This window comes from Acinetobacter sp. YH01020 (genome assembly GCF_013420275.1).
Taxonomy (GTDB): Bacteria; Pseudomonadota; Gammaproteobacteria; order Pseudomonadales; family Moraxellaceae; genus Acinetobacter; species Acinetobacter amyesii.
The window spans coordinates 63,489-90,170 of the sequence record NZ_VOYN01000010.1 but is presented as its reverse complement, the minus strand read 5'-3'; the positions used below and the strand labels follow the sequence as shown (position 1 = coordinate 90,170).

At 41.3% G+C, this 26,682-nt stretch carries 21 protein-coding genes; 12 read left to right on the top strand and 9 right to left on the bottom strand.

Annotated features, from left to right (window positions below; translation table 11 throughout):
• Positions 1 to 283: 283 nt before the first annotated feature.
• Positions 284 to 2,032: an anti-phage-associated helicase HerA gene (gene herA / locus FTT85_RS06275; protein WP_045795823.1), complete on the top strand. Its 1,749-nt coding sequence runs from the start codon at positions 284 to 286 to the stop codon at positions 2,030 to 2,032.
• Positions 2,033 to 2,081: 49 nt separating this feature from the next.
• Here the strand turns inward: herA and FTT85_RS06270 are convergent, their stop codons facing one another.
• Positions 2,082 to 4,976, bottom strand: coding sequence for a valine--tRNA ligase (locus FTT85_RS06270; protein WP_180183126.1), 2,895 nt, complete (start codon positions 4,974 to 4,976; stop codon positions 2,082 to 2,084).
• Positions 4,977 to 5,160: 184 nt separating this feature from the next.
• On the opposite strand from FTT85_RS06270, the gene FTT85_RS06265 reads away from it, so the two are divergent.
• The 3 genes from FTT85_RS06265 (at position 5,161) to FTT85_RS06255 (ending at position 7,774) form a co-directional block, all read left to right on the top strand.
• Entirely contained in the window at positions 5,161 to 5,832 is a 672-nt protein-coding gene (locus FTT85_RS06265) for a hypothetical protein (RefSeq protein WP_180183125.1), read from the top strand.
• Positions 5,833 to 5,876: 44 nt separating this feature from the next.
• Positions 5,877 to 6,683: an SDR family oxidoreductase gene (locus tag FTT85_RS06260; RefSeq protein WP_180055775.1), complete on the top strand. Its 807-nt coding sequence runs from the start codon at positions 5,877 to 5,879 to the stop codon at positions 6,681 to 6,683.
• Positions 6,684 to 6,757: 74 nt separating this feature from the next.
• Positions 6,758 to 7,774, top strand: coding sequence for a hypothetical protein (locus FTT85_RS06255; protein ID WP_180183124.1), 1,017 nt, complete (start codon positions 6,758 to 6,760; stop codon positions 7,772 to 7,774).
• 33 nt (positions 7,775 to 7,807) lie between these two features.
• Here FTT85_RS06255 and FTT85_RS06250 read toward each other — a convergent pair whose 3' ends face one another.
• The 8 genes from FTT85_RS06250 to sdsA form a co-directional block, all read right to left on the bottom strand.
• Entirely contained in the window at positions 7,808 to 8,251 is a 444-nt protein-coding gene (locus tag FTT85_RS06250; protein ID WP_180156209.1) for a YbjQ family protein, read from the bottom strand.
• 3 nt (positions 8,252 to 8,254) lie between these two features.
• Positions 8,255 to 8,611 carry a YbjQ family protein gene (locus FTT85_RS06245; protein ID WP_078191397.1) on the bottom strand — a complete coding sequence of 119 codons (357 nt, stop codon included), beginning with the start codon at positions 8,609 to 8,611 and terminating at the stop codon, positions 8,255 to 8,257.
• A gap of 151 nt (positions 8,612 to 8,762) precedes the next feature.
• Positions 8,763 to 10,214, bottom strand: a complete 1,452-nt coding sequence (gene adeK, locus FTT85_RS06240; RefSeq protein WP_180005082.1) for a multidrug efflux RND transporter AdeIJK outer membrane channel subunit AdeK — start codon at positions 10,212 to 10,214, stop codon at positions 8,763 to 8,765.
• Complete coding sequence (locus FTT85_RS06235) at positions 10,214 to 13,393, bottom strand: efflux RND transporter permease subunit (protein ID WP_180183123.1); 3,180 nt, start codon at positions 13,391 to 13,393, stop codon at positions 10,214 to 10,216. Before FTT85_RS06235 ends, adeK begins: the two co-directional genes overlap by 1 nt.
• A gap of 12 nt (positions 13,394 to 13,405) precedes the next feature.
• Entirely contained in the window at positions 13,406 to 14,671 is a 1,266-nt protein-coding gene (locus tag FTT85_RS06230) for an efflux RND transporter periplasmic adaptor subunit (RefSeq protein WP_078191394.1), read from the bottom strand.
• Between the two features lie 42 nt (positions 14,672 to 14,713).
• The gene (locus FTT85_RS06225) at positions 14,714 to 15,310 is read right to left on the bottom strand and encodes a phosphatase PAP2 family protein (protein WP_180183122.1); all 597 of its coding nucleotides are present in this window, start codon (positions 15,308 to 15,310) and stop codon (positions 14,714 to 14,716) included.
• Between the two features lie 152 nt (positions 15,311 to 15,462).
• Entirely contained in the window at positions 15,463 to 17,514 is a 2,052-nt protein-coding gene (locus FTT85_RS06220) for a site-specific recombinase (protein WP_180183121.1), read from the bottom strand.
• 31 nt (positions 17,515 to 17,545) lie between these two features.
• Positions 17,546 to 18,523, bottom strand: coding sequence for an All-trans-nonaprenyl-diphosphate synthase (gene sdsA / locus FTT85_RS06215; RefSeq protein WP_180183120.1), 978 nt, complete (start codon positions 18,521 to 18,523; stop codon positions 17,546 to 17,548).
• A 459-nt stretch (positions 18,524 to 18,982) separates the two neighbouring features.
• Here sdsA and rplU point away from each other — a divergent pair, with 459 nt between their 5' ends.
• From rplU to FTT85_RS06175, 8 genes are all read left to right on the top strand, one after another.
• Positions 18,983 to 19,294, top strand: coding sequence for a 50S ribosomal protein L21 (gene rplU / locus FTT85_RS06210; protein WP_078191390.1), 312 nt, complete (start codon positions 18,983 to 18,985; stop codon positions 19,292 to 19,294).
• Between the two features lie 19 nt (positions 19,295 to 19,313).
• Positions 19,314 to 19,568 (top strand): 50S ribosomal protein L27, encoded by a 255-nt coding sequence (rpmA, locus tag FTT85_RS06205; protein ID WP_067764378.1) that lies wholly within the window; start codon positions 19,314 to 19,316, stop codon positions 19,566 to 19,568.
• Positions 19,569 to 19,747: 179 nt separating this feature from the next.
• Positions 19,748 to 20,983, top strand: coding sequence for a YadA-like family protein (locus tag FTT85_RS18865; protein ID WP_306674416.1), 1,236 nt, complete (start codon positions 19,748 to 19,750; stop codon positions 20,981 to 20,983).
• Between the two features lie 232 nt (positions 20,984 to 21,215).
• Positions 21,216 to 21,911, top strand: a complete 696-nt coding sequence (lolA, locus tag FTT85_RS06195; protein WP_180011509.1) for an outer membrane lipoprotein chaperone LolA — start codon at positions 21,216 to 21,218, stop codon at positions 21,909 to 21,911.
• 161 nt (positions 21,912 to 22,072) lie between these two features.
• Entirely contained in the window at positions 22,073 to 22,864 is a 792-nt protein-coding gene (locus FTT85_RS06190; RefSeq protein ID WP_180039534.1) for an RsiV family protein, read from the top strand.
• Positions 22,865 to 22,981: 117 nt separating this feature from the next.
• Entirely contained in the window at positions 22,982 to 24,253 is a 1,272-nt protein-coding gene (serS, locus tag FTT85_RS06185; protein ID WP_180066755.1) for a serine--tRNA ligase, read from the top strand.
• Between the two features lie 73 nt (positions 24,254 to 24,326).
• Positions 24,327 to 25,727 carry a siroheme synthase CysG gene (cysG, locus tag FTT85_RS06180; protein WP_180183119.1) on the top strand — a complete coding sequence of 467 codons (1,401 nt, stop codon included), beginning with the start codon at positions 24,327 to 24,329 and terminating at the stop codon, positions 25,725 to 25,727.
• A gap of 369 nt (positions 25,728 to 26,096) precedes the next feature.
• The gene (locus tag FTT85_RS06175; RefSeq protein ID WP_111885295.1) at positions 26,097 to 26,576 is read left to right on the top strand and encodes a tRNA (cytidine(34)-2'-O)-methyltransferase; all 480 of its coding nucleotides are present in this window, start codon (positions 26,097 to 26,099) and stop codon (positions 26,574 to 26,576) included.
• Positions 26,577 to 26,682 lie beyond the last annotated feature (106 nt).

Below are 26,682 nucleotides of genomic sequence, written 5' to 3'. Positions count from 1 at the left end.
TGTTCCATTTTAGAGATTTGTTTAAGATAAGATATAACTCATTGAGATGTGTCATAGTATTCGTCGTTAGAAAACAATTATTGTGACATTATTTCAATGAGTTATCTATTTTTGTCGTGTACAGAGAAAATTATTAATGATCTTGATGATTTTAATCAATTACATCAAGAAAAAATTTCAAATAAATATATTTACCAAATGTATTCAAAAAATCCATTTATAGATATTGATGATTCTTTTGATATTTATTTTTCAAATTTAGATTGTTTGAGGAGAATGATTTGTGAGTGATACAGGATGTTTAGCAGAAGTAATATCAGTAAAACCTAATAAAATTATTGTGCAGGTTACAAATCTTGAAGATTTTAAGCTGCCTAATGAATCATTAAAAGTTGGATCATACATTAGAGTGACTAATAATGATGATGCCATACTGATTGCTGTTATTGAAAATTTTACAATTGGAATTGATCACAATACCCAAAGAATTTATCTAATAGAAGCATTACCATTAGGTGTATTGGAAGATGGTGAATTTACAAGAGGTGGCGACACAATTGCAATTCCACCTAAGTTAGTGCAACCAGCTACATTAGAGGATATTAGAGCGATTTATAATTCAATTTCAGAGGATAAACGTTTAAATTTTTGTAAATTAAGTACTAATAAAAATGTTCTAATACCAATAGATGGTAATAAGTTCTTTAATAAACATATTGCCATTTTGGGTTCAACAGGCTCAGGAAAGTCACATACGTTATCTAAAATTCTACAAACAGCAGTATCTGCAAAAAGTGGTAAGTTTAGTCTGAATAATTCTCATATTATTATTTTTGATATTCACTCTGAATATAAAAATGCATTTCCGAATGCTAATTTTTTAGATATTAATACGTTGGAAATACCATATTGGTTACTTAATAGTGATGAGTTAGAAGAAATTTTATTGGATACAGGTGAACGTGATAATTATAATCAGTCTTCAATATTTAGGAAAATAGTTACACTTAATAAGAAAAAGCATAACCCTGATATATCTAATATTTTTTATGATACTCCAATAAAATTTGATTTAAACGAAGTTGTTAATGCTATTTTTAATTTAAAAAATGAAACTAAAAGTTCTAAAAATCCAGATAATTGCATGATTGATGATGCAAATATTGATAAGGATGTTGGTTATTATTTTCAAAATGATGATGAAAAAATCAATTATTTTTTTGATAGGCAATTAAAGTTTTTACCTACGAAAAATTCGTATGTTAATAAGGGTATGTATGCTGATGGAACATTAGATAAATTCTATAATCGTTTGAGTGAAAAAATTAGACAAGATCGTTTAAGTTTTATGTTTAATAACGACCTTAAAGATATAGAGTTTGTGAATGTTCTTAAACAAATTTTAGGCTTTGAAAAAGATAAAGAATCTAATATTACTGTAATTGATTTAAGTGATGTTCCATTTGAAGTGCTGACAATTACTGTTTCAGTAATTTCTAGATTAATATTCGATTATGGATATTTTTATAAAAGACATAGATTTGAGCTTAATGCTGAAGAGAAAATTAATAATGATGTTCCTATTTTAATGGTTTACGAAGAAGCACATAAGTATGTTCCTAACAGTGAACTAACAAAGTATCGAGCATCTAAAATTGCAATCGAGCGAATTGCTAAAGAAGGAAGAAAGTATGGGATAACATTAATGTTATCTAGTCAAAGACCATCAGAAATTTCTGAAACTATTTTTGCTCAATGTAATAATTTTATTTCGATGCGACTTACAAACCCTGTCGATCAAAACTATGTAAGAAAACTTTTACCCGATTCGCTTGGTGGTATTATCGATATTTTGCCTAGCTTGCATCAAGGTGATGCATTGCTAGTAGGAGATTCAATAGTACTCCCATCTATCGTTACTATAGATCGGTGTAATCCTGAGCCATCTTCTAGTGATATTCCATATTGGACGTTATGGAAAGAGCAATGGAAAGACGTTGCATTTGAAGACATTTGCCAAAAATGGAAATAAAAAATCCCCTCACGAAGAGGGGATTTTTTTGAACCAAACTAACAACACCTTAGAGCGCCGCAATCTGCTCCATATTCGCTTTAATCTTCGCTAACTGATCAGCAAATTCAGCAAGTTTCACTTTCTCGCCTTCAACCACAGCAGCAGGTGCTTTCGCCACAAAACCTTCATTGCCAAGCTTAGTCGCAATTTGGTCATGCTGTTTTTGAACCTTGTCTAAGTCTTTTTGTAGACGACCCAATTCCGCTTTAGGGTCAATTAAACCCTTCATTGGAACGAATACAGACACATGACCTACAACGCTTGATGAAGACAATGGCGGTTGTTCACCGTCAGCCAGGAAAGTAATGCTTTCAACTTTAGCCAATGCTTTAAACAACGGTTCAATACGCGCGATTTGAGCTTTTTCAGCATCAGTCGTGTTTTGAAGTAGAACAGGCAACAAGCGAGCATTACCTAGACCCATCTCACCACGGATATTACGTACCGCACCAATCAAACCTTGCAGCCATTGCATATCTGCTTCAGCTTGTTCGTTGATTTTCGCTTCATCCGCAACAGGGTACTGAGCCAACATGATTGTTTCGCCAGAAATGTTCAGTTTCGGCGCAAGCGTTTGCCAGATTTCTTCTGTTAGGTACGGCATCAACGGATGAGCCAAACGTAAAGATGCTTCCATTACAGCAAGAAGAACACGACGTACTTCAGCTTTACGCTCAACTGATACGTTTTCATCATTTAGAACAGGCTTAGTCAGCTCTACATACCAGTCACAGTATTCATTCCAAATGAACTCGTAAATCGCTTGTGCAGCCAAGTCTAAACGGTAAGTCGCGAATGCTGTTTGCACTGCTTGTTCAGCTTTTTGCAGACGGCTCACGATCCACTGTTCAGGCAATTCCCAAAGGTCTTGACGTACTTCTTGACCAATCACTTGCTCTTCGCAGTTCATCATCACGAAACGCGTCGCGTTCCAGATTTTGTTGGCAAAGTTACGGTAACCTTCAACACGTTTCATGTCAAACTTGATGTCACGACCTGTGTTTGCAAGCGCACAGAACGTGAAACGAACAGCATCAGTACCGTAAGATTGAATACCTTCAGGGAATTCTTTACGGGTCGATTTTTCAATCTTCGCTGCTTGTTTCGGGTTCATCAAACCAGTCGTACGTTTTTGTACTAAAGTTTCAAGGTCAACACCGTCAATCAAGTCTAATGGGTCAAGCACGTTGCCCTTAGATTTAGACATTTTCTGACCTTCGCCATCACGTACCAAACCGTGAACGTACACAGTTTTGAACGGAACTTGAGGTGTGCCATCTTCATTTTTCATGAAGTGCATGGTCATCATGATCATGCGGGCAACCCAGAAGAAGATGATGTCAAAGCCAGTTACAAGTACATCAGTCGGGTGGAAAGTATTTAAGAAATAGTTTTCTTTATCTTTTGCTTCGTCGCCTGTCCAACCTAAAGTTGAGAATGTCCAAAGACCAGATGAGAACCATGTATCAAGCACGTCTTCGTCTTGTTTCAATGCAACTTCAGGTGCAATGCCATTTTTCGCACGAACTTCAGCTTCGTCACGACCTACAAATACGTTACCTTCAGCATCGTACCAAGCTGGAATACGGTGACCCCACCATAATTGACGCGAAATACACCAATCTTGAATGTTGTTCATCCAAGCCATGTACATGTTGCTGTATTGCTCAGGTACAAATTTGATGTCGCCATCTTTAACCGCTTTAATTGCAGGCTCAGCAAGTGGTGCAATTTTTACGTACCATTGGTCTGTTAGAAGTGGCTCAACGATCACGCCTGAACGGTCACCACGAGGTGGCTTCAAGGTATATGGTTGAATTTGGTCTAACCAGCCTTCAGCTTCCGCTTGAGCAACCAATTTTTTACGTGCTTCAAAACGTTCTAAACCAATGTAGTCCGCAGGTGCAGGAATGGTTTTAGAAATTTGCTCGCCCGCTTTTGCTATGTATTCAAACTCAGCCAACACTTCAGCATTTTTGTTGAAGATGTTGATGATTGGAAGTTCACAGCGTTTGCCCACTTCATAGTCATTGAAGTCGTGCGCAGGGGTGATTTTCACACAGCCTGTACCAAATTCTTTGTCTACATATTCGTCTTTTACGATAGGAACAGCACGGCCTGTAATAGGTAGGATGATGTTTTTGCCTACAAGCGCTGCATAGCGTTCATCATCAAGCGCAACCGCAACAGCTGTATCGCCAAGCAATGTTTCAGGACGTGTTGTCGCCACAACAATGTGATCTTTGCCGTCATGGGTGCGGATTGATTTGTCTTCAAAGAAATATTTGAAGTGCCAAAGTGAACCTGCTTCTTCTTTATCAGACTCAACTTCTAGGTCAGAAAGGGCAGTTTGTAGTTTAGGGTCCCAGTTGACTAGGCGTTTACCACGGTAAATTAAGCCTTCTTCATGTAGCTTAACAAATACTTCTTTAACCGCGTTAGAAAGACCTTCGTCCATGGTGAAGCGTTCACGTGACCAGTCTACTGAAGAACCCAAACGACGGATTTGACGGGTAATGTTACCGCCAGACTGTTCTTTCCATTCCCAGACTTTTTCGATGAACTTTTCACGGCCCAGATCATGACGACTTACGCCTTGAGCACCTAACTGACGCTCAACAACCATCTGAGTTGCGATCCCCGCATGGTCAGTGCCTGGCTGCCATAAGGTATTTTTGCCTGACATACGGTTATAACGAGTCAAGGCATCCATGATGGCATTGTTAAAACCATGACCCATGTGCAAGCTACCAGTGACGTTTGGCGGCGGAATCATGATACAGAATGATTCACCTTTTTGAGACGGCTTGAAGTAACCGCGCTCTTCCCAGGTTTGGTACCATTTTTTCTCGATCTCGGTCGGATCGTAGGTCGTAGCAATATTTTGCGCTGAATCAGTCATAGTCTAAACAGATCAAAAGTGGATAAAAAATTAGATCTATTGTAGCAAAAAAAATGGTGAATTAGGGATGTTGGGCGAATGTTAACTTTTAGGATTTGGCAGTAAATAAAAGAGTCCGTATGATAGGACCTAAGATAAGAAGTATCCATTGATCCCAAAACTAAGATAAAAGGAGCAATATCAAATGACTTATTCTATTTCTTTAAAGATTCAACCTACGACATATCAACGTTTTGAGACGATTCATCAAAAACTCAATGCAGGTGAAACAGAAAGTCAGTCCAAAGCCTTAGGGGGTAATTTAGCGGATATTGCATGTGAAATTTTAGATCAAGTTTTTGGCCAAATGGCGCGCATGAATAAGTCTGGAGACAATGAATCCGAAAAAATTATTCAGCAAATACGTGAAACGACCCGTAAATATATGCCGTGGTCGGTGTCTTTTTTCAGCAATGACCGCCTTGTACCGATGGTAAATTATTTATATGGACGTTTTTACAGCGAAGATGGTCAGCATTATATGCATTATCCGATCGATGCCTCTTTAGCCACTGACTTGCTGGGCTATGTCAGTCAGATGAAAGATGGGCAAAATCAATATGTGCCGCTCGCGTTGAAAGCATTCACGCAAGTGATCGATGCAGGGGTGACGCATTTGGTGCGTGAACCGAAAAAAATGCTGAAATTTAATATGGTGGTGGATAAAACTTTAACTGGTGTCATCAATCTCACCACGCAACTCGGTTATAAACGCTTCGATAAACTCGGCAAAATTTATGATGCACGTTCGATGAGTCAGTATTTTGACCATTTTATGGTGTTTTTGAACAATGAGCCTGTACTACATAAAGCATAAAATACATATAAATGAATAAATTAGTTATTTAAAAGGATGTCAAAATGGCAAAACGTGATGATTTGAACGGAAAAGTGGTATGGATTACTGGGGCATCTTCAGGTTTGGGTGAAGCTTTAGCAAAAGAATGTGCTTTGCAAGGGGCGCAGGTCATTTTGACCGCACGTCGTTTTGAAGAGTTGGAAAAAGTCCGTGTTTCATTATTACATCCAGATCAGCATCTTTCAGTGTGTGCAGATATTACCAATGAAGAACAAGTTCGCCATGCTTATGAACAAGTCCTTGCGCATAAAGGTCGAATTGACTGGCTAATCAATAATGCGGGATTGAGTCAGCGTGCATTGATTACGGATACGACTATGCAAACTGAACGTGCCATCATGGAAGTAGATTATTTTTCGCAAGTCTATTTAACCAAAACCGTTTTACCGACATTTTTAGCACAAAAGTCTGGTCGAATTGCTTTTGTCTCAAGTGTTGCAGGCCTCTTAGGGACACAGTACCGCGCGACCTATTCTGCTGCAAAAGCTGCCATTCATATGTGGGCGAACAGTCTACGTGCGGAAGTTGCGGATCAAGGGGTGGGCGTATCGGTGATATTCCCCGGATTTGTCAAAACCAATGTTTCATTTAATGCACTCAATGGTGCCGGCAAGCCACAAGGGCATCAGGATGAAGCCATTGAAAATGGTCTAGAAGCCAATGAGTTTGCCGAAGCAGTAGTGCAATCTTTGCAACGAGGGGAAGAATACATCGTGGTGGGTGGTTCTAAAGAAAAGCTCGGAGTTTGGGTGTCACGTTTATCACCGACAACGTTGTATAAAATGATTCGTAAAACCAAAGTGAAGTAAGTTTTAACAAGTTTAAATTGTTTAAAAGTCACTCTTAACAGTGACTTTTTTAATGAGTATCGAGATGATAAGAAATGAAAAAGAATAATTTTAACAAATGGGGAATAGCCATCATTTTGTGCGCAATCATTGGTGTAATTGGTACGGTGGCTTATTTTTATTTTAAACAGAAAACTCAAAAAATTGAGCACAACTCAACACTCGAAAAGCCTGAAAAAGAAATAGGAACTGTATCAGAACCAGTTACTGAATCTGTTGAGATTGAACCTAATGTTGAAGCGGCGAGTGCAGAAGTTGTAATACGAGGACCGAACGAGGGGTGGTTACCGATCGAAGCACTATTTGATGAAAAAGGATTATTGAAGTCTGAGTATTATAGTCAAAATCCTCAAGATTCAGATGTTGATAAATTACCTTATAGCTCGAATAAAATTGGTGATTTTAAATGGCGAGCTGAATTTCATCCTGTTGATGATTTTAAAGGTGATCAAGCTAGACTCAAAGATCAATGTTTTGGATATTGTATTTTAGTGAAAGGTAAGTTGCTGACCAGTGTTGAATCGACTGTATTTACAGGAGCATTTATTGCGAAAGATCATTTGATCGAAGTGATTGCACATAAGGGGAGTGGTGCATATATGCCTGTCAACTATAACTTTATCAAAATCGACAAAGCTGGTAATGCAGAGTTAATCTCAGATGATCATAATTCTTACAAAGATCAATTGGCTCGTATCAATCATTCGGGACTCGAGATTGACTTAAAACCATTTAGAAAACTTCAATATTTTCTTCTAATGAATGAAAATGGTTTAAATGTGTCGATGCAAAAACCCAATAAGGTGGATGTCGAACCGACTCAGTGTAAAGAGTATTACGAAGGAACATTAGAGGCATGTCCAACTTTATATGGATGTAAAGCTGACATTGTGGTGCAAGATCTGGCACGTGCTTATGCTGGAGATGTTGCATTTAGTTATCATGATCCAAATATTGATGAAAAGAAATTTAATGAAGTTTGCTTTAAAGTTTGTCGCAATGAAAATGTGAGTTATGAAGAGTTTGAAAACACATTGTGTAAAGTAAATTAAATAGTAAAAATGAATTGGGGAGAAGTAGAGAGATCAGATGTCTCTCTTTTGAATTGCTGTTCCATACGCAAAGACTTCGACCATGCCGCCTTGCATACCCAACTCAGTGGTGCTTAAACGCAGGCCCATAATTTGCGTTGCGCCCATCTTTTCAGCTTCTTGCTTTAAACGCACCACGGCTTCACGACGTGCCCGATCGACAATGCTTTCATAGCTGGTTAAACGTCCGCCAAAGAAGTTCTGAATATTGGCAATCACATATTTAAAATAATCATGTGAAATCACTACATTACTCGAAATCAGTTGTCCAAAATGTTCAGTAGTTTTAAAACGGTTGTTGTCTATTTGAATATGCGCTAAACGTTTTTCTTGAGCTTCGAGTTCTTTGAGATGCTTTTGTTCGATATGGCGACCGAAGCCCCAACCAATACAAAAGAGCACCACAAAGATCAGGACTTTAAAAATAAAGGCATCCATGACTTAGTCCTGAGTTGGAAATGGGTCTGGGAGTTTTTCTGAGTTGGCTTCTACGCGAACAGCCGTGCCATACACAAATAATTCAGATGCACCTTGAGCAATATTTGAGGTTGAAAAACGGATACCGACGACCGCATTCGCGCCTAAGGCACGTGCTTTATCAATCATACGGCTCATGGCTTCTTGACGGGATTCTTCGAGTAGTTCTGTATAACCTTTGAGTTCACCACCCACGATATTTTTTAGGCCAGCCATAAAGTCACGACCAACATGTTTACTGCGAACAGTACTGCCATAAACGACATCAAGTTGTTGTGTAATGGTATGACCCGGAACAGATTCAAGATTACTTAAAAGCATTTTTAGTTATCAATATAAAAAGGTGAATTGAAGATAGGAAACTCTTCAGCAAAAAGCAATATGTTCATTTTTATTTTAAAGCTTCGATCTAAAAATGAAAAAAGCCCACCGAAGTGAGCTTTTCAAATATTACTGGCTAGGCTAAATCAAATTATTGTTTTGATGCAGCCTTACGCTCAGCAGTAGAAGGTTGGTATTGCACAGCATCAGAAGTGTTGGCTTTGATACCACCACCAAGTGTTTTATACAATTCAACTTGGTTGTTGAGATTTGCTTGTTCAAGCAACAACAAACCTTGCTCAGCTGCATAAGATGCACGCTGCGCATCCAGCACAGTTAAGTAGCTATCAATACCAGCACGGAAGCGGGCATTTGATAGTTTGTACGTTGTATTGGTTGCATCAACTAAACGGCGCTGTGCTGCAATACGATCACCAATGTTTTGGCGAACTGCAAGCGCATCATTCACTTCACGGAAAGCTGACTGAACTGATTTTTCATAATCAGACAATGCAATTTTCTGGTCAGTTTCAGAAACTTTAATATTTGCCTGACGTGTACCCCAGTCGAAGATTGGAATATCTAGGCTAGGGCCAGCAGACCATACAAAGTTGCCTGATTTAAATAGATCACCTAAGTCCGTTGAAGCATAACCGGCTGAACCTGTCAGACTAATCGTAGGGAACAGACGTGCTTTAGCTGCACCAATGTTCGCACCGGCAGCAGACAGTTTATATTCAGCTGCACGGACATCTGGACGGTTGTTCAACAAGTCACTTGGAATACCTGAACCAATGGTATTGGTCGAAGTAATTCGATTGACACGTTGGTTCGGCAGCAAGTTCGCAGGTACTTGTTGACCCACTAATAGATTCAATAAATTTTGCGCTTGAGCAATTTGAGTTTTGTAGTTCGCAACATCATTACGTGCAGTTTCTACAGAAATTTGAGCCTGACGAACAGGAACTTCACTGTCAATACCGACATCAAAACGCTTTTTGTTCAGGTTGTAAGATTCAAGCTGAGCCTTTAAGGTTTGATCTGCAAGCTTCAAGTTCGAGTTAGCGTATGCATAGTTTAACCATGCTTGAGCCACTTGACCGATCAACGCAATTTGTGTTGCATCACGGGCACTTGCAGTTGCAAGGTAACTGTCTAAAGCATTGTCTTTTAAGCTACGTACACGACCCCAAAAATCAAGTTCATAGGCAGTGACACCTAAACCGACATTATAAGAGGTGATAGGCTTTGAATTCATCGTGTCTTGACGAAGTACGCTACCACTTGCACCAATGGTTGGTAATTGACCATTGGCAGTGATTTGATACTGTTGCTGTGCACGTTCAATATTTAAAGCAGCCGTACGTAGGTCACGGTTATTGGCTAAAGCTAAGTCAAGAACTTGTACCAGACGTTGGTCAGCAAAGAAATCTTTATATCCTTGTTCAGCAACAGAAGTACCAGAAGCACTTGCTGTGTAGCTTTCGGGGATATTGGTCTGAACAACCGGCTCTGGACCACGCATGCTTTGGCAGGCAGCCAAAGCAAGCGCAAGTGAAGAAACCGCAATGCTACGACCTGCAATAGACCATACATTTTGCATCACGATAAATGCTCCTGATTATTTTGTTGTTTTGGTTTGTACTTAAAGATACTTCGGATCCATACGTAGAACACAGGAATAAAGAAGATACCAAGTAGGGTAGAACTGATTACGCCACCCAATACACCATAACCTACAGAGTGCTGGCTACCTGCACCTGCACCCGAAGAAAGGGCAAGCGGAAGTACACCAAAACCAAAGGCTAAAGTGGTCATGATAATTGGACGTAGACGCATTTTAGCGGCATGCAATGTTGCGTCAAACAGATCTTCACCTTTTTCTTGAAGTTCTTTGGCGAATTCTACGATCAAGATCGCATTCTTCGCGGACAAACCAATGACGGCAATAATAGCCACCTGGAAGTAAATGTTATTCGCCAAGTTTGGATTTTTGAAGAACACCATTCCAAGGAAAGTCAGTAATAACGCACCCAATACACCTAATGGTACAACCAGTAATACTGAGAACGGAATAGACCAGCTTTCATACAAGGCAGCAAGACATAGGAAGACGATTAACAATGAAAGTGCGTATAGGAATGGTGCTTGTGCGCCAGACTCACGTTCTTCTAGAGATAAACCAGTCCATTCATAGTCAAAGCCTTGAACGCCCATCGAAGGAAGTTTTTGTACAATTTCTTCCATCGCTTTCATCGCGTCGCCCGAACTTACACCCACACCCGGTGAACCTTGAATGTTCACAGATGCGATACCGTTATAACGTTCAAGACGTGGTGAACCATAAGTCCATTCGCCAGTAGCGAAGGTCGAGAATGGAACCATTGTGCCTTGGTTGTTACGAACATACCACTGGCTCAGGTCTTCAGGCATCATACGTGCCGCAGCTTCACCCTGTACATAGACTTTCTTCACACGACCACGGTCAACGAAGTCGTTGATGTAAGAACCACCCCATGCCATACCCATTGTGGTATTGATTTCAGCAATGCTGACTCCCATAGCACCGGCTTGAGCTTGGTCAATCGTGATTTTGTATTGTGGCGTATCTTCTTGGCCGTTAGGACGAACACCCATGAGGCGTTTATCTTGAGCAGCCATACCGAGTACCATATTACGGGCATCGATAAGTTGTTGATGAGTTTGACCTGCAGAAGCTTTTAACTGCAAGTTGAAGCCGGCAGTTACACCCAATTCAGGCATTGCTGGTAATTGGATTGGCATGATGTATGAAGCATCCTTCACGATCATGTTCAATGCCATACCACGTTGAATAATCGCACCCACTTGAGATTCAGGTGATGTACGGTCTTCCCAATCTTTTAACTTGATGAATGCAAGACCTGCGTTTTGACCCACACCTGTGAACGAGAAACCGGCAACACTGAATACAGAATCGACATATTTTTCTTCGTTTTTCAGGAAGTAATCGGTCATTGCAGTGACAGTTTTATCCGTACGCTCAAGTGAGGCATTCGGTGGTAACTGTACCAGTGTCATTACAACACCTTGGTCTTCTTCAGGTAAGAATGATGATGGTAACTTTTGGAATAAAAGCACTAATAAGCCGATTACAACTGCATAAATCACACCAGAGAAAATCTTGTGGTGTGTCATGAAGTTCACGCCGCCTTGGTATTTATGCGCAACTTTATCAAAAGAGCTGTTAAACCAACGGAAGAAACGGGCAAAGATATTGTTGCTTTCAGGTTTGTTTGGATCATGTTGTTTCAACATGGTCGCACATAGGGCAGGGGTAAAGGTCAATGCTACAATCAATGACAGAATCATTGCTGTTACCAGCGTGATTGAGAACTGACGATAAATTACACCTGTCGTACCACCGAAAAATGCCATCGGCACGAATACAGCGGTTAACACAGAGGTAATACCGATTAAGGCACCCGAGATCTGTTTCATTGAGATTTCAGTTGCAGTCACTGGGTCAAGATGATCTTCAACCATGACACGTTCAACGTTCTCTACGACAACAATAGCATCATCCACGAGGAGACCAATCGCCAGTACCATCGCGAACATGGTGAGTGTGTTGATCGAGAAACCAAACATGTTAATGACAGCAAAAGTACCCAATACCACTACAGGTACAGCCAATGTCGGGATAATCGTTGCGCGCCAGTTCTGTAAGAATAAGAACATCACAAAGAATACAAGAATCACGGCTTCTACAAGGGTATGTACAACACTTTCAATCGATAACTTAATGAATGGAGTCGTATCAAATGCAAGCGTGTCTTTTAAACCTTCAGGGTAGTTTGGACGTAGTTCTTTTAAACGTGCTTCAACAGCTTCGGCTGTATCTAATGCGTTTGCACCAGTTGCTAGTTTGATCGCTACACCACCAGCAGGTTTGTTGTTGAACTTAGAGTCGAACTGATAGTTGTCAGCACCTAATTCAACACGTGCAACATCACCTAAACGTACCTGAGCACCATCACTACTGTTACGCAGGAAAATGTTTTTAAACTGCTCTGGTGTTTGCAACAAACTTTGTGCTGTAACCGTCGCGTTCAGGACTTGACCTTCAGTTGAAGGCGCACCACCTAACTGACCAACAGCAACCTGAGCATTCTGTGTACGGATAGCCGCAGCCACATCACTCGGTGTAACTTGTAGGTTTGCCATTTTGGATGGATCTAGCCAAATACGCATCGCATAAGAACCACCGAATACTTGGACTTCACCTACACCTGCCACACGGCTGAGCGGTTCAGAAATATTAGAGTTTACATAGTCCTTAATGTCGTCCGCAGTCAACTTACCTGACGGTGAGTGGAATGCTACAACTTGTAGGAAGCTTGCGCCAGATTTGGTGACTTTTACACCTTGACGTTGTACGTCTTCAGGTAAAAGCGCTGTCGCAGACTGGAGTTTGTTTTGGACTTGAACTTGGGCGATATCTGGATCGATCCCTTGTTCAAAGTTCAATGTAATAGATGCCTGACCGTTACCCGCACTGTTTGACGAAATATAACGTAAGCCATCCAAACCATTCATTTGTTGTTCAATGATTTGGGTTACGGTGTTTTCAACCGTTTCTGCAGACGCACCAGGATAAGTCGCAGAGATTGAAACCGTTGGCGGTGCAATGGTCGGATACTGTGCAATTGGCATATTTGATAGCGTGAGTACACCCGCTAGCATAATAACCAATGCAATCACCCACGCAAAAATGGGGCGATGAATAAAGAATTGAGCCATTCAGTCTACTCCTTATGCGTTTGAAGTAGCTTTTTGTTCAGTTTTAGGCGCTGCTTGTTCTGCAGCTTTAGCGTCTGGCTTTGCTGCAGCAGGTTGTTGAGCACCTTGAGGTGCAGCAGCCTGAGGTTGATACGGTTTGGCTACAACTTGTTGCTCAGCTTTCACTTTCGCAATACCGTCAACAATCACTTTATCGCCAGTGTTTAAGCCTTGAGTCACGATCCAGTTTGCACCTTGAGTACCGACTGTTGTTACAGGACGAGATTCTACAGCACCTTTTGCATTCACAATCATTGCCATAGCTTGACCTGTAGGGGTACGTGTAATAGCAGCTTGTGGAATAAGGTAAGCGTTTGGAATCACACCTTGAACGATGCGAGCATTGGCAAACATACCCGGAAGCAATAAATGGTTCGGGTTAGAGAACACAGCGCGAAGCGTAACCGTACCTGTATCAGGGTTCACACTCGCATCAGAAAATGCAAGACGACCTTCAATTGGGTATTCGCTACCATCTTCAAGACGTAATTTCACTTTGGTGTTATTACTGCTGTCTAAGTTGCCTTTGCTTAACTGTTGGCGAAGACGAAGAAGTTCAGCACTTGATTGGTTAATGTCAACGTACATTGGATCAAGACGTTGAATTGTGACTAATGGATCAGCCTGAGATGCAGTAACTAATGCACCCGCTGTCACTGTTGAACGGTTGGTTTGACCTGAAATTGGCGCACGTACAGTCGAGTAACCTAAGTTAATTTCTGCATTTTTAAGTTCTGCCTGAGATGCAGCAACATCTGCTTCAGCCAGTTTAACTTGAGCAACAATATCGTCGTATTCTTGTTTTGAAATCGCATTTGAGCCAACAAGCTGACGGTAACGACCTTCTTTAACACGTAACACGTTTAAGTTAGCTTGTTGACGTGTTAAAGCAGCACGAGCACTGTCAGCTGAAGCACGGTTTGTACGCGAGTCGATCTCGTACAAGGCTTGTCCTTCGCGAACATAACTGCCTTCTGCAAATAGACGTTTCAGTACTACACCACTGGTTTGTGGACGTACTTCTGAAATTTCATAGGCAGATGTACGGCCTGAAAGTTCAACAGATTGTTCAACGCTTTGCGGTTGGGCAACAATGACACCGACTTCAGTTGGTGGCATTTGCTGTGCAGCAGCAGCTTGCTGTGCATCTTTAGGATCTTTGCTACAACCAACAAGTGCAATACTTGTTGCCAATGCGCAAGCAGTCAGGGCAGGAGCCCAAAGCTTTGCAGACATCATTGTTCCACCTCAATTAGATATTTATCTAAATTATTCATTTGTTTACGCTTTACTGATTTTGATGTAACTCAAATAAAGTAGCGTGATCCAAATAAAACTTATGCTCCAACCGGATAAGACATCTGTCGGAAAATGAACCCCAACATAAATTCGCGAAACACCCATACACAGCATCCATAACAATGCCAAAATGGTGATCAAGCGATGTTGAGCATGTTGTCGGTAAATCAAGATCATCAGACACGCAAGCGATGCAGCATAACAACTGTGTGCGCTTGGAAATGAACTCCCGTAAGACGCTACAAGATGGTACATTTCTGGGGGACGCGGTCTGGTGAACGTAAATTTAAGCAACCATGCAAGGCCGATACTTCCAAAGATCCCTATACTGATAAAAACAAGCTCTGTGTATTTTTTATACCACGCAAAGTGTAAACACCATAGTGTGGTGAAAAATAATACAAAAGGCATGCCGCCTAGTGCCGAAAGTCCGATGGCAATTTGATTAAAAACAGCAATACGGTGCTGACTCATCCATTCCACGAGATTTAAATCTATTAGATTTAAATGGCTGGAATAAAGAGACAACACACTGATAATTAATGCAAAAAAACCAACAAACAGTAGCGTTCGTGGCATATTTTATTCCTTGTCATTTTAACCGGTTCGAGCTCGGTTAATTAATGGACTAAAGTGTACTCATCAGTACACTTTATTTCAAGTCTGTGTAAATCATACTGATTTTATTTTTTGTGTTCATTTACATCTTACTAAAATAAAACACAAATCTGCTAATGATTGTTCTTACTGGTTTGTGTGCCATCTTCAACTTCAAGTGGAGTTTTCGGTGGCCAGAAAAAGTCACTTGGTCGAGTTAGAAAATGAGTCATCACCAATTTAGCCAGTGGTTTCCATTGTTCAAATCTTACGCGACGTGCCCGTAGTGCCACAATAATGGTTAACGTGAAACTGACGAATAAGTTGGTAAGACCGATCAGAATAACCCCTAAGAATGACACAATGATTAAGCCAATGTCTGGTGAACCATTGATATTGATGAGGCCTTGAATAAAGTTTGCCGATGCGAAGGCAATGTGGCGAATATCTAAAGGTAAACCTAAGATATAACCAATCGTTCCCATACTACCAAGCATGATCCCGAATAAGAAATTACCCGCCAAAGCACCTAAGTTTCGCTCAATGTAAGCGGCAAATTTATCCAGTCTGTCTTGACCCATGATGCGTTTTAACTTTGGATGTGCTTGAATCCGTGGTCCAACTTTGCGGTAGACCGCCATGTTGTCAAAGTAACCAGCAATTAAACCGGATAAAAACAAACATACCCCAGCAATCGCAGCATGGGGGACAGCGAGTGAGGTGAAGGGATTGAGGTCGTGTAAGGTTTTGGCTGCTTTTGCATGGTTCATTAAGGGTTCATGTAAGGCCATGTCCCAACTGAGGGCGATCAGCGCTGCAACCGGAATCGCAATACTGATGTTGCCTAAAATCGCAATAAACTGGGTACGGATAATATTAATAATCAGCGCGGCCAGTTCGGCAATCTGCGCCATTTTCGAGCCTTTACGATGCTGAACCGTCGAGGCAAGTGCGGCAGCTGTCATCGCAGGCTGTTTAGTGGCAACCGTAAAATGTAAGACATGAATCAGCATAAAGCCAAAAGAGTAGTTCAGACTATATGAAATGGCTTGCATGAGCGGTGCCATGGTCACACGGGCCATCAGCACTTTTAAAGTTGCCATACATGCAATGATCACGCCGGCACCTGCCGCAGATCGGTACATGCTCATAAAGCCTTGTTTGTCTGTACTTACATAGTGTTCGCCAGTTTTACTTGCGTTTTCGGTAACTTGTAGGGCAACCAACTCACTATTGGTGGCGAGCAAATCGCGCACGCTGCGCTCGCTATAAATCGCTGACGTCACATCACTGAGTAAACTGCCCATGGACACATAGCGGACGTCATCTTCTTCAACAATCAGGTTGAGTAAGATTTCTAAGCGATCTAAACACTGTTCTAAAAGCGACAATAAGTAAGTTAGGCTGACACTTACACCAATACGTTTGGTCGCACGGCGAATCTTCAGCACCACATCACGACATTGTTCCAGCATCACCAACGCTTGAGAAGCATCCGGTGGTAGCACGGCACTCATTTCTTCAGCACTTTGATGGAGCTTTTTATATTGTTGAATAAAATCGTTTATTTCACGGTTTTGCACCAAAAAAGGCGATTCATATTCGGTCAGTTCAGGCTGCGCATTAATAAATTCAGGATATAAGCCAATACCACTCACCCGATAGGACAAAACGGTAATAGCTTTAATTAACTCACGGCGAATTTTCTTTTTTTCTTCCTGATTGCTATGGCCTTGGTTAAATAATCGAAATAACTGTATCCATTGCTGATCATCAATATTGTCGAGCCAATATTTGTCGCTATGACGATAAAAAACTCGGCGGACTAAATCTTGTAATTGAGTTTCGTCATTGATCAGGGGAAGAAAATGTGCGCCAAGCCGTTGGAACAGCTGTCCCCAAAAACCATCGAGAGACAAAATACCCGTGTCCGCATATAAACTGGTTTGCTTATATCGGCTAATGAGTTTTAGAACAAAGCTTTGCAGGGTAGAGGCTGCATCTGGCGTGATGAGTAAAGCTTGGATGAAAGCCTGAAATTTTTTCTTAATTTCGTCGGTGTTTTTTGTATCTTCTGGTCGAATTCGGTTGACCAATTCGATCAGCAAGTTTTCATCCAGCACAGCCCGAGGGGTATCGAGCTGTTGCTGCATGGTCAAAAAGATATCATTCAGTTTTATATGCATAGGCAAGGGGAATTACGATGAATATTGTTAATTATTGAATTCGGTGTAATGCCAAGTTTGCGAGGTTGATTAAAGCTTGACGATATTCAGTATCTGGTAATGCCGCTAAAGCGGCTAGTGCTGCTTCAGTTTCTTCAGTCGCACGTTGGCTACAATAATCGAGTGCCCCAGAGCTTTGTACAATCTGAATAACACGCTCTAAATCTGCCGTACCACCTGTGGCAATACTGCGGCGAATAATGTCATGATCTTCGCCAGTGGTATTCTTTAAGGCAGAGATTAAAGGTAAAGTTGGTTTACCTTCCATCAAATCATCACCAATATTTTTACCTAATGTTTCAGCATCTGAGGTGTAATCTAAAATATCGTCAATAATTTGAAAGGCATTTCCAAAGTGTCCGGCAAATTTTCTAAGCGGTTCACGGTACTCTGGTGTACCAGTCAGAATCGCTGCACCTTCGGTGGCGAGCTCAAATAAACGTGATGTTTTACCGTGAATAATATCTAAGTAGGTTTGTTCAGTGGTTTCGGGTTGGTGCTGTGATTGAAGTTGTAACACTTCACCTTCAGCAATTTCACAGGTGCCCGTTGAAAAGTCTTTGAGTAATACTTTGCTGTCTAGATCCACCAATAAATCAAAAGCACGAGAAATTAGAAAGTCACCCACAAGTACCGCAGTTTGATTATTCCATGTCGCATTTGCAGTTGGGCGACCACGGCGTAAACCTGATTCATCAACTACGTCGTCATGTACCAAGGTTGCGGTATGTAGCATTTCAATAATTGCTGCAAGTTTACGATGTTTTTCTAAATCTTCTGCGCCGCAAGCTTTTGCTGCAAGTAAGCACATAATTGGACGCATGCGTTTACCGCCTGCTTCAACTACATGTTTACTGACGGCCATGACCAAGGCAACTTTAGATGTGATCCCTTCATTAATAAATTTGTCCATCGCAGCAAAGTCAGTGGCAACAGGCGCGAGAATATCTTGCTTAAAGTCGATGGTCATATGAAGAGAAACCTCAATAATTTTTGAATTACAGACGTAGTGTAGCAATTTGTTATAGGAATAACAGATAAGAACTTACTCAATTGACTTAATCTTAAGTGATTTTTTTCATCAAGCGGTAGTTTTGTGCTTATTTTTTAACAGACTTTTATCTTTAGCATGTTGTTTGAACAGCATGTTGTTGATGTCAGTCCAGTGTATATTAGCGAATTGTTGCTAAAAATCTATGTCAAACCCTGCCAAAAGCATGTTCAGTGAATTGGAGCACTCATTTTAATAGTTTTAATGACGCTGTTTATATAATAAACGCAGACTCATCTAATATTTTACGGAAATGACTTGTTGTTTTTCGGGTTATCCCTTAAAATCTTTGCCTTTGCAAAACCCCAGTGACGATCGTTTTAAGATCGGTATATCCCTTTACCGGCACGACAACACGGGCATGTTTGGAGTACTTAAATGTACGCAGTAATCCAAAGCGGTGGTAAACAACACCGTGTAGTTGAGGGTGAAACCCTTAAAGTAGAATTATTGAAAGCTGAAACTGGCTCAACTGTTACTTTTGATGACGTGTTGATGCTTGTTAACGGTGACAGCATTCAAATTGGTGCACCAGTAGTAGCTGGCGCTAAAGTAACTGCTGAAGTAGTTAGCCATGGTCGTCACGACAAAATCCGCATCATCAAAATGCGTCGTCGTAAACACTATCGTAAACAACAAGGTCACCGTCAATGGTTCACTGAGTTGAAAATTACAGCTATTTCAGGCTAATTACGAGGAGTAAGTAGACATGGCAACTAAAAAAGCCGGTGGTTCGACTAAAAACGGTCGTGACTCGAACCCAAAAATGTTGGGTGTTAAAATCTACGGCGGTCAATCTGTGACTGCTGGTAACATCATCGTTCGTCAACGTGGTACTGAATTCCACGCTGGTGTAAATGTAGGTATGGGCCGTGACCATACTTTATTTGCAACTGCTGACGGCGTTGTAAAATTCGAAGTGAAAGGCCAATTCGGTCGTCGCTACGTATCTGTTGAAGCGTAAGCTTTAATAGAAAAAACCCGCATTTTTGCGGGTTTTTTTTCGTCTGAAGAAAATGTGAGGTATTTTTTTAGATTGTTACAAACGATGTATGCATCAATAAATAACCATAAATGGTGATTTTAATCACAAAAAATAAAGAGCGTAATAGAGGAGTACAAATACAAAAAAAGGATAAGGACATGAATAAAATATTGAATACGGTTTTTATCAATACTGACTATCAGAAAAGGAATTATCCTGATAAAAGCCAACAAACTGCATTTGAAAAGACACTAGGACTTGGTGAAACGACTTCAATCGCTATTAAAGCTGTACCAAAATTACTTGCTGTAAGTATTTTACTGTCATTGGGTTCAATTACTTGGGCTGGCGGTTCAGGAGGGCATGCCTCAGGTGGTTCAACCTGTTCGAGTAGCTGTAATGATTCACATCAGCATTCAGGTGGAAAAGGGCACACAAGTCATGGGAATGGCAATGGTTATGGACATAGTGGCGGAGGAAAACCTCATACTGGACCACAAGGACCACAAGGACCACAAGGACCACAAGGACCACAAGGACCACAAGGACCACAAGGACCACAAGGACCACAAGGTGTAAAAGGTGATACTGGAGCACAAGGTGAACAAGGTCTTCAAGGTTTACAGGGCGAGCAAGGTATCCAAGGTGTGAAAGGTGATACTGGAGCACAAGGTGAACAGGGTCTTCAAGGTTTACAGGGTGAGCAAGGTATCCAAGGTGTAAAAGGTGATACTGGAGCGCAAGGTATCCAAGGTGTGAAAGGTGATACTGGAGCAACAGGTGAGACAGGAGCCACTGGATATAATGCTTATCAAGTTGCGCAAGTAAATGGTTTTGACGGTACCATTACCGAATGGCTCGCTAGCTTAAAAGGCGATATGGGGAATACAGGTATGACTGGTGCAACAGGTTTTAGTGCTTATGACGTTGCAGTTGGTAATGGTTTTGAAGGCAGCGTTACTCAATGGTTGGCCAGCCTTAAAGGAACAAATGGTACCAATGGGATCTCTAAAGAAGTAATGGATGCTGCTGACACCTATATCCTGAATGAAGCAAAAACTTATGTGAACCAAGTTGGACAACAAACTCTTAACCAGGCAAACGCCTATACTGATAGTCGTGTAAACGCCTTGAATAGAGACATGCGAAAACTCGAAGATCGAACCTATGCAGCAGTGGCTTCAAGCATTGCAATCGCTTCCTTACCACAACCTACAGATGCAGGTTACAACATGTTCAGTGCAGGTATGGGGACTTGGGACGGTGAGCAAGGCTATGCTCTTGGCTTCAGTGGTGTCACTGAAAACAAAAAATATGTGTATAAAATTGGGGTAACCAGCAACTCTGAAAGTGACTTTGGTGCAGGAGCGGCTATTGGGTGGCAATGGAAATAACTGAAAATTGGAATGTTGAAATTGCTAAATCATGGTTTAATTATTTGAAAGGCATTTGAATCAAATCAAGTGCCTTTTTACTTTATATTTCTCCATCATGATGAATAAAAAACAGCAATTTGCATTAATAACCATACAAAACTTCTTATTTTCTCTAAATTTAGTCAATGAAAGTGGTTTAAGATGGAGCCATCTAACAAATTGCGTTGATGCAAATATAAAAGGTGAATCTATGAAAATGCTTCGTAAAACCATCTGTGCTATGGCATTAGGTGCAGCGACACTGGCACCGGTTATGAGTACGACAGTATTCGCGGCACCAGTTGCAGCGTCGGAGCAGCAGGCAACTGCCAATTTGGTGAAACAATTATCGGGTATTAAAAGTTTTACTGCTAACTTTCAGCAAACTACAAAAGTGACCAACCCGAAAGCAACTCAAAAGAAAGGTTTAAGTGCTCAGCATATGAACCAGACTTTTACTGGGGTCATGAAAGTTCAGCGTCCGGGTAAATTCTATTGGGAAACAACCAGCCCATCTAAGCAAACCATTGCGACTACAGGTAAAACAGTTTGGATCTATGACCCAGACCTACAACAAGCAGTACGCCAAAGCTTAGATGACCAAGTTGCGAATACGCCTGCATTATTATTGTCGGGTAATACGGCTCAAATCATGAAGTCTTATCGTATTACACAGCCAAATAAGACAAAAACTTATTACACCTTATATCCAAAAAGTGATGATGGCGTATTTCAAAGCTTAACCATTAGTTTTGGTGCGAAAAATGCACCAACCTTAATGATTCTCCAAGACTCATTAGGTCAAACAACAAATGTACGTTTCAATAATGTGAAGGTGAATGCGTCTATTCCAGCGTCAACCTTTAACTTTGTACCTCCAAAAGGTACGGACATTATTGATCAATAATTCTCATGAACGAAAAAAAGCAGACATCGGTCTGCTTTTTTTATGGAGAAATGTAAAGCAAGCAAGCTGAATTTAAGTGAAATTTAGTAGTATGCTGATATTCGCAGGTTGCTTAAATGAAGTGACTTGTGGTTTTGACTGTTGCTATAGGGAATTTTGGGATGAAAAAAAATCATATGAATAATATAGCTTGGGCTGTTTCAGCTGTGGTTTTAATTGGGTCATTAACGGCCTGTCATCCTCGAAATGAACCTGTTGAAGGTGCAACGACGGAACAGAAGCCAGCGGTCGTCGCTGATGCGATTCCACTTATTCAATCGAAATCTGTTGCGATGCAATTGCCGAAAGCACAAGCTTGCGATGCGGAAGGTTGTACCCAATATACGATTCAAACGGTTGAAACCAATGTTGATTGGATTAATCAATATTTTACTGACCGAATTAAAAAGGCAGATCCGATTGCATTTTCAACTGAGCCGAATCAAAAAATTGATTTATCGGACAAGACGGATGCAGGCTTAAGTCAAAGTACCACTTCTGTTCGATACATTAGTCAGTGGGGGCATATTGCAACTTTTGCGATCGAAAGCTATACCTATGCAGCGCATGCTGCTCACGGCATGTCTCATGTCGAATATGTCAATTTTGATTTAAAAGCCAAAAAACGTTTGGCTTTACAAGATGTCTTAGTCAAAGGTGCAGATGCGAAAGTGATTAGCGCATTATTTGATGCCAACTATATGTGGTTAGATAGTCACGATATTGAACGTTCAAAACTACAGTTAAGCGATAATTTTTATTATGGCGCGAACGGGATCGTATTTGCTTATCCGCTGTATGAATTGGCGAGCTACGCAGAGGGCATGCCTGAGCTAAAACTTCCATATTTTATGGCTAAAGGGCTATTTAAACCTGAATATTTACCAAGTTTGCCAAATTACGAAACCAAATAAGACAATTTGCAGCAAGATTATTGGTCTAATAAGGGGCAGCTGTAAGCTCGGTCACTGTATTTTTGAGTGTTAAGAGCTTACACTATAGCCAGTTTTTTTCTTTACTTAAGATTGGCTATGATCGACCCGAAATTACTCAGAAATAATATTGAGGCTGTAAACTTAGCCTTAGCAAAACGTGGTGTTCAACTCAACGTAGCAGAGTGGGCAGACCTTGAAGCTCGCCGTAAGGAAATTCAGTCTAAAACTGAGTCGTTACAAGCTGAACGTAATGCTGGTGCAAAACAAGTTGGTCAAATTAAAAAAGCTGGCGGTGATGCATCTGAAATCATGGCACGTATGTCTGCCATTGGTGATGAAATTAAAGCGGCAGAACTCGCACTTTCTGACCTTCAGGCTGAACTCGAAGCCAAATCTTTATCGATTCCAAATTTACCTCATGAGTCTGTGCCAGAAGGTAAAGACGAAAATGACAATGTTGAAGTTCTAAAATGGGGTACACCACGTCAGTTTGATTTTGAAGTCAAAGACCATACTGATCTTGGTGAAATGATGGGCGGTTTAGAATTTGAAACCGCAACTAAATTGACAGGTACTCGTTTTAGCGTACTCAAAGGCCCATTGGCGCGTTTACAACGTGCAATTACCCAATTTATGTTAAATACACATACCTTGGAAAATGGCTATACCGAAGCTTATGTACCTTATTTGGTTAATGCAGACTCTTTACGTGGTACAGGCCAATTGCCTAAATTTGAAGAAGATTTATTTAAACTTCAAGGCGAAAAAGAATACTACCTGATTCCTACTGCAGAAGTGCCTGTAACCAACTTCGTGCGTGACGAAATCATTGACCCAGAACGTTTGCCATTAAAATATGCAGCGCATACACCATGTTTCCGTAGTGAAGCGGGTTCGTATGGTCGTGATACACGTGGTTTGATCCGTCAACACCAATTTGACAAAGTAGAAATGGTTCAGATTGTAAAACCTGAAACTTCGATGGATGCTTTGGAAGAATTAACGGGTCATGCCGAAGGTATTCTTCAAGCATTAGGCTTACCATACCGTAAAGTCGTTCTGTGTGGCGGAGACATGGGCTTTGGTGCAATCAAAACTTATGATTTAGAAGTTTGGGTACCAAGTCAAAATACCTACCGTGAAATTTCATCTTGCTCATGCATGGGTGACTTCCAAGCACGCCGTATGAAAGCGCGTTACCGTGCTGACCAAAAGAAAACTGAGTTTGTACACACGCTGAATGGCTCAGGTTTGGCCGTTGGCCGTACATTACTTGCCGTGATGGAAAACTATCAACGTGCAGACGGTTCAATTGAAATTCCAGCAGTACTTCGTCCATATATGGGTGGTGCTGAATTTATCGATTAATAGTCGATAAAGTGCATACATTTGTGCACAAAAATTGCTTAAGACAATCAGATTTAAACTATTGAGGTCGTGTGTGGATATCTTTCCAATCTCTTTGAAGTTGCAGCAGCAACCTTGTCTGATTGTTGGCGGTGGTCGAATTGCATATCGAAAGGCTGTGCTGCTTGCAAAAGCGGGCGCTCAGCTGACAGTTTGCTCACCTGAAATTGAAGATGATTTATTGAGCTTGGTTAATAAAACCCAAGGTCAATATCTCAACTCGATTTATCACGAATCGGTTTATCAAGAAAATGCCATTGCGCTGCGTCAGTTTCGTTTAGTGATTGCAGCAACCAATGACAAAGCTGTCAATCAGGCGGTATTTGAAGCCTGCGAAGCTGAAAATGTCTTGGTTAATAGTGTCGATGATCCGCCGCATTGCCGTTTTATGGTTCCTGCGATCATTGACCGTTCTCCACTGGTCATCTCCGTTGCATCTAATGGCACATCGCCAGTACTCTCACGCCAAATACGCACCCAGTTAGAAAGCTCGATTCCGCATGGCATGGGCAAACTGGCTGAGTTCTCAGGCCAATGGCGCGCAGCCGTTAAAGCCAAAATCGTCAATCCAGATGAACGCCGTATTTTTTGGGAAGACTTGTATGCAAGCCCGCTCAAAGAGCAGGTATTTAATGACAATTTGACTGAAGCCAATCGTTTGATTGAACAGGCCTTATTGGAATGGAAACAGCCGAAAGGTGAGGTGTATTTGGTTGGGGCGGGGCCGGGTGATCCAGAGCTATTGACTCTGAAAGCTTTACGCTTAATGCAGCAAGCAGATGTGGTGATTTACGATCGTTTGGTTTCTCAGCCGATTATGGACCTCTGCCGCCGTGACGCTGAAAAAATTTACGTAGGTAAAGCACGATCTAATCATGCTGTTCCGCAAGAAGGCATCAATGCCTTACTGGTGAAATATGCAAGTGAAGGCAAACGTGTCTGCCGTTTAAAAGGCGGAGATCCATTCATCTTTGGCCGCGGCGGTGAAGAAATTCAGGAACTTTTTGCGGCAGGCGTTGCCTTCCAAGTCGTTCCAGGGATTACTGCTGCATCTGGTTGTTCGGCTTATGCAGGGATTCCTTTAACGCATCGTGATTATGCGCAAAGTGTACGCTTCCTGACAGGCCATCTGAAAGAAGGTTCGCCTGAGCTGCCTTGGAATGAGTTGGTTTATCAAAATCAAACGCTTGTGCTGTATATGGGCTTGGTCGGTCTAGAAAAAATTTGTGAGAAACTCATCGCGCATGGGCAGCGTTCAGACATGCCTGTCGCATTGGTTTCTAAAGGGACGACACCTGAACAAAAAGTCGTGGTCGGGACATTGGCAGATATTGCATCTAAAGTCAGTGAATACCAAATTCAGGCGCCTACATTGACGATTATTGGTGATGTGGTGAGTCTGCGTGAACAGCTTCAATGGCATGAGCGAGGGTAAGCAACGCAACGCGTTGCCCGAGCGCAAGGCGAAGGCTATGCCTGAGCAAAGAGGATAAGCAAGTTCTGGTATTGTCCAATTGCAATGCGCAAACTAAGCAAAGAGGATAAGCAAGCTGCTCAATTGTCCAAATGCAAGGCGAAGGCTATGCCCGAGCAAAGAGGATAAGCAAGTTCTGGTATTGTCCAATTGCAATGCGCAAACTAAGCAAAGAGGATAAATAAGTTCTGGTATTATCCAATTGCAATGCGAAAGCTAAGCAAAGAGGATAAACAAGCGCTTGTAGTATCATCTAAACTTATGCTTTAGCTTTGTAACTATAGCCTGAGTTTTAAGCCATTATTTAACTAAAGAGTAGAGAAAAAAACTGTGATCCATGTTGTTTTATACGAGCCAGAAATTCCTGCAAATACAGGGAATATCATTCGTTTATGTGCCAATACTGGAGCGCAGTTGCATTTGGTCAAGCCATTAGGCTTTGAGCTGGATGATAAAAAACTTCGCCGCGCCGGTTTGGATTATCATGAATGGGCGCACATGAAAGTGTGGGAAAACTTTGAAGAATGCCTTGCGGGCTTAAAAGCGCAAGGTATTGAGATGGATGCCATTTATCCATTAACCACCAAAGGATTTGAAACACCGCATACCTCTAATCTAAATCGCCCTGTAGCATTGTTGATGGGGCCAGAAACACGTGGTTTGCCAGAAGATGTCCGTATGATGTTCCCGAAAGAACATTGGATTCGCCTGCCGATGGCACCAAATTCACGCAGTTTAAACTTGTCTAATGCTACTGCTGTGATTTTATATGAAGCTTGGCGTCAGCAAGACTTTAAAGAATTGGTCTAAGTGTGATCTGTTCAAAAAGCCGCTCTATCGAGCGGTTTTTTATTGGGAGTGAACACAGTGAACCGTTTACAGCAATGAAGTTTTGTAAAATAAGGGCTTAAAAACT

Bases quoted from the DNA above. Each gene is read 5' to 3' on its own strand.
- FTT85_RS06270 (WP_180183126.1), bottom strand. From the start codon at position 4,976: ATGACTGATTCAGCGCAAAATATTGCTACGACCTACGATCCGACCGAG.
- FTT85_RS06245 (WP_078191397.1), bottom strand. From the start codon at position 8,611: ATGCTTTTAAGTAATCTTGAATCTGTTCCGGGTCATACCATTACACAA.
- FTT85_RS06250 (WP_180156209.1), bottom strand. From the start codon at position 8,251: ATGGATGCCTTTATTTTTAAAGTCCTGATCTTTGTGGTGCTCTTTTGT.
- sdsA (WP_180183120.1), bottom strand. From the start codon at position 18,523: ATGACCATCGACTTTAAGCAAGATATTCTCGCGCCTGTTGCCACTGAC.
- FTT85_RS06260 (WP_180055775.1), top strand. From the start codon at position 5,877: ATGGCAAAACGTGATGATTTGAACGGAAAAGTGGTATGGATTACTGGG.
- FTT85_RS06230 (WP_078191394.1), bottom strand. From the start codon at position 14,671: ATGATGTCTGCAAAGCTTTGGGCTCCTGCCCTGACTGCTTGCGCATTG.
- FTT85_RS18865 (WP_306674416.1), top strand. From the start codon at position 19,748: ATGAATAAAATATTGAATACGGTTTTTATCAATACTGACTATCAGAAA.
- rpmA (WP_067764378.1), top strand. From the start codon at position 19,314: ATGGCAACTAAAAAAGCCGGTGGTTCGACTAAAAACGGTCGTGACTCG.
- lolA (WP_180011509.1), top strand. From the start codon at position 21,216: ATGAAAATGCTTCGTAAAACCATCTGTGCTATGGCATTAGGTGCAGCG.
- rplU (WP_078191390.1), top strand. From the start codon at position 18,983: ATGTACGCAGTAATCCAAAGCGGTGGTAAACAACACCGTGTAGTTGAG.
- FTT85_RS06220 (WP_180183121.1), bottom strand. From the start codon at position 17,514: ATGCATATAAAACTGAATGATATCTTTTTGACCATGCAGCAACAGCTC.
- FTT85_RS06265 (WP_180183125.1), top strand. From the start codon at position 5,161: ATGACTTATTCTATTTCTTTAAAGATTCAACCTACGACATATCAACGT.
- FTT85_RS06255 (WP_180183124.1), top strand. From the start codon at position 6,758: ATGAAAAAGAATAATTTTAACAAATGGGGAATAGCCATCATTTTGTGC.
- serS (WP_180066755.1), top strand. From the start codon at position 22,982: ATGATCGACCCGAAATTACTCAGAAATAATATTGAGGCTGTAAACTTA.
- FTT85_RS06190 (WP_180039534.1), top strand. From the start codon at position 22,073: ATGAAAAAAAATCATATGAATAATATAGCTTGGGCTGTTTCAGCTGTG.
- adeK (WP_180005082.1), bottom strand. From the start codon at position 10,214: ATGCAAAATGTATGGTCTATTGCAGGTCGTAGCATTGCGGTTTCTTCA.
- FTT85_RS06235 (WP_180183123.1), bottom strand. From the start codon at position 13,393: ATGGCTCAATTCTTTATTCATCGCCCCATTTTTGCGTGGGTGATTGCA.
- FTT85_RS06225 (WP_180183122.1), bottom strand. From the start codon at position 15,310: ATGCCACGAACGCTACTGTTTGTTGGTTTTTTTGCATTAATTATCAGT.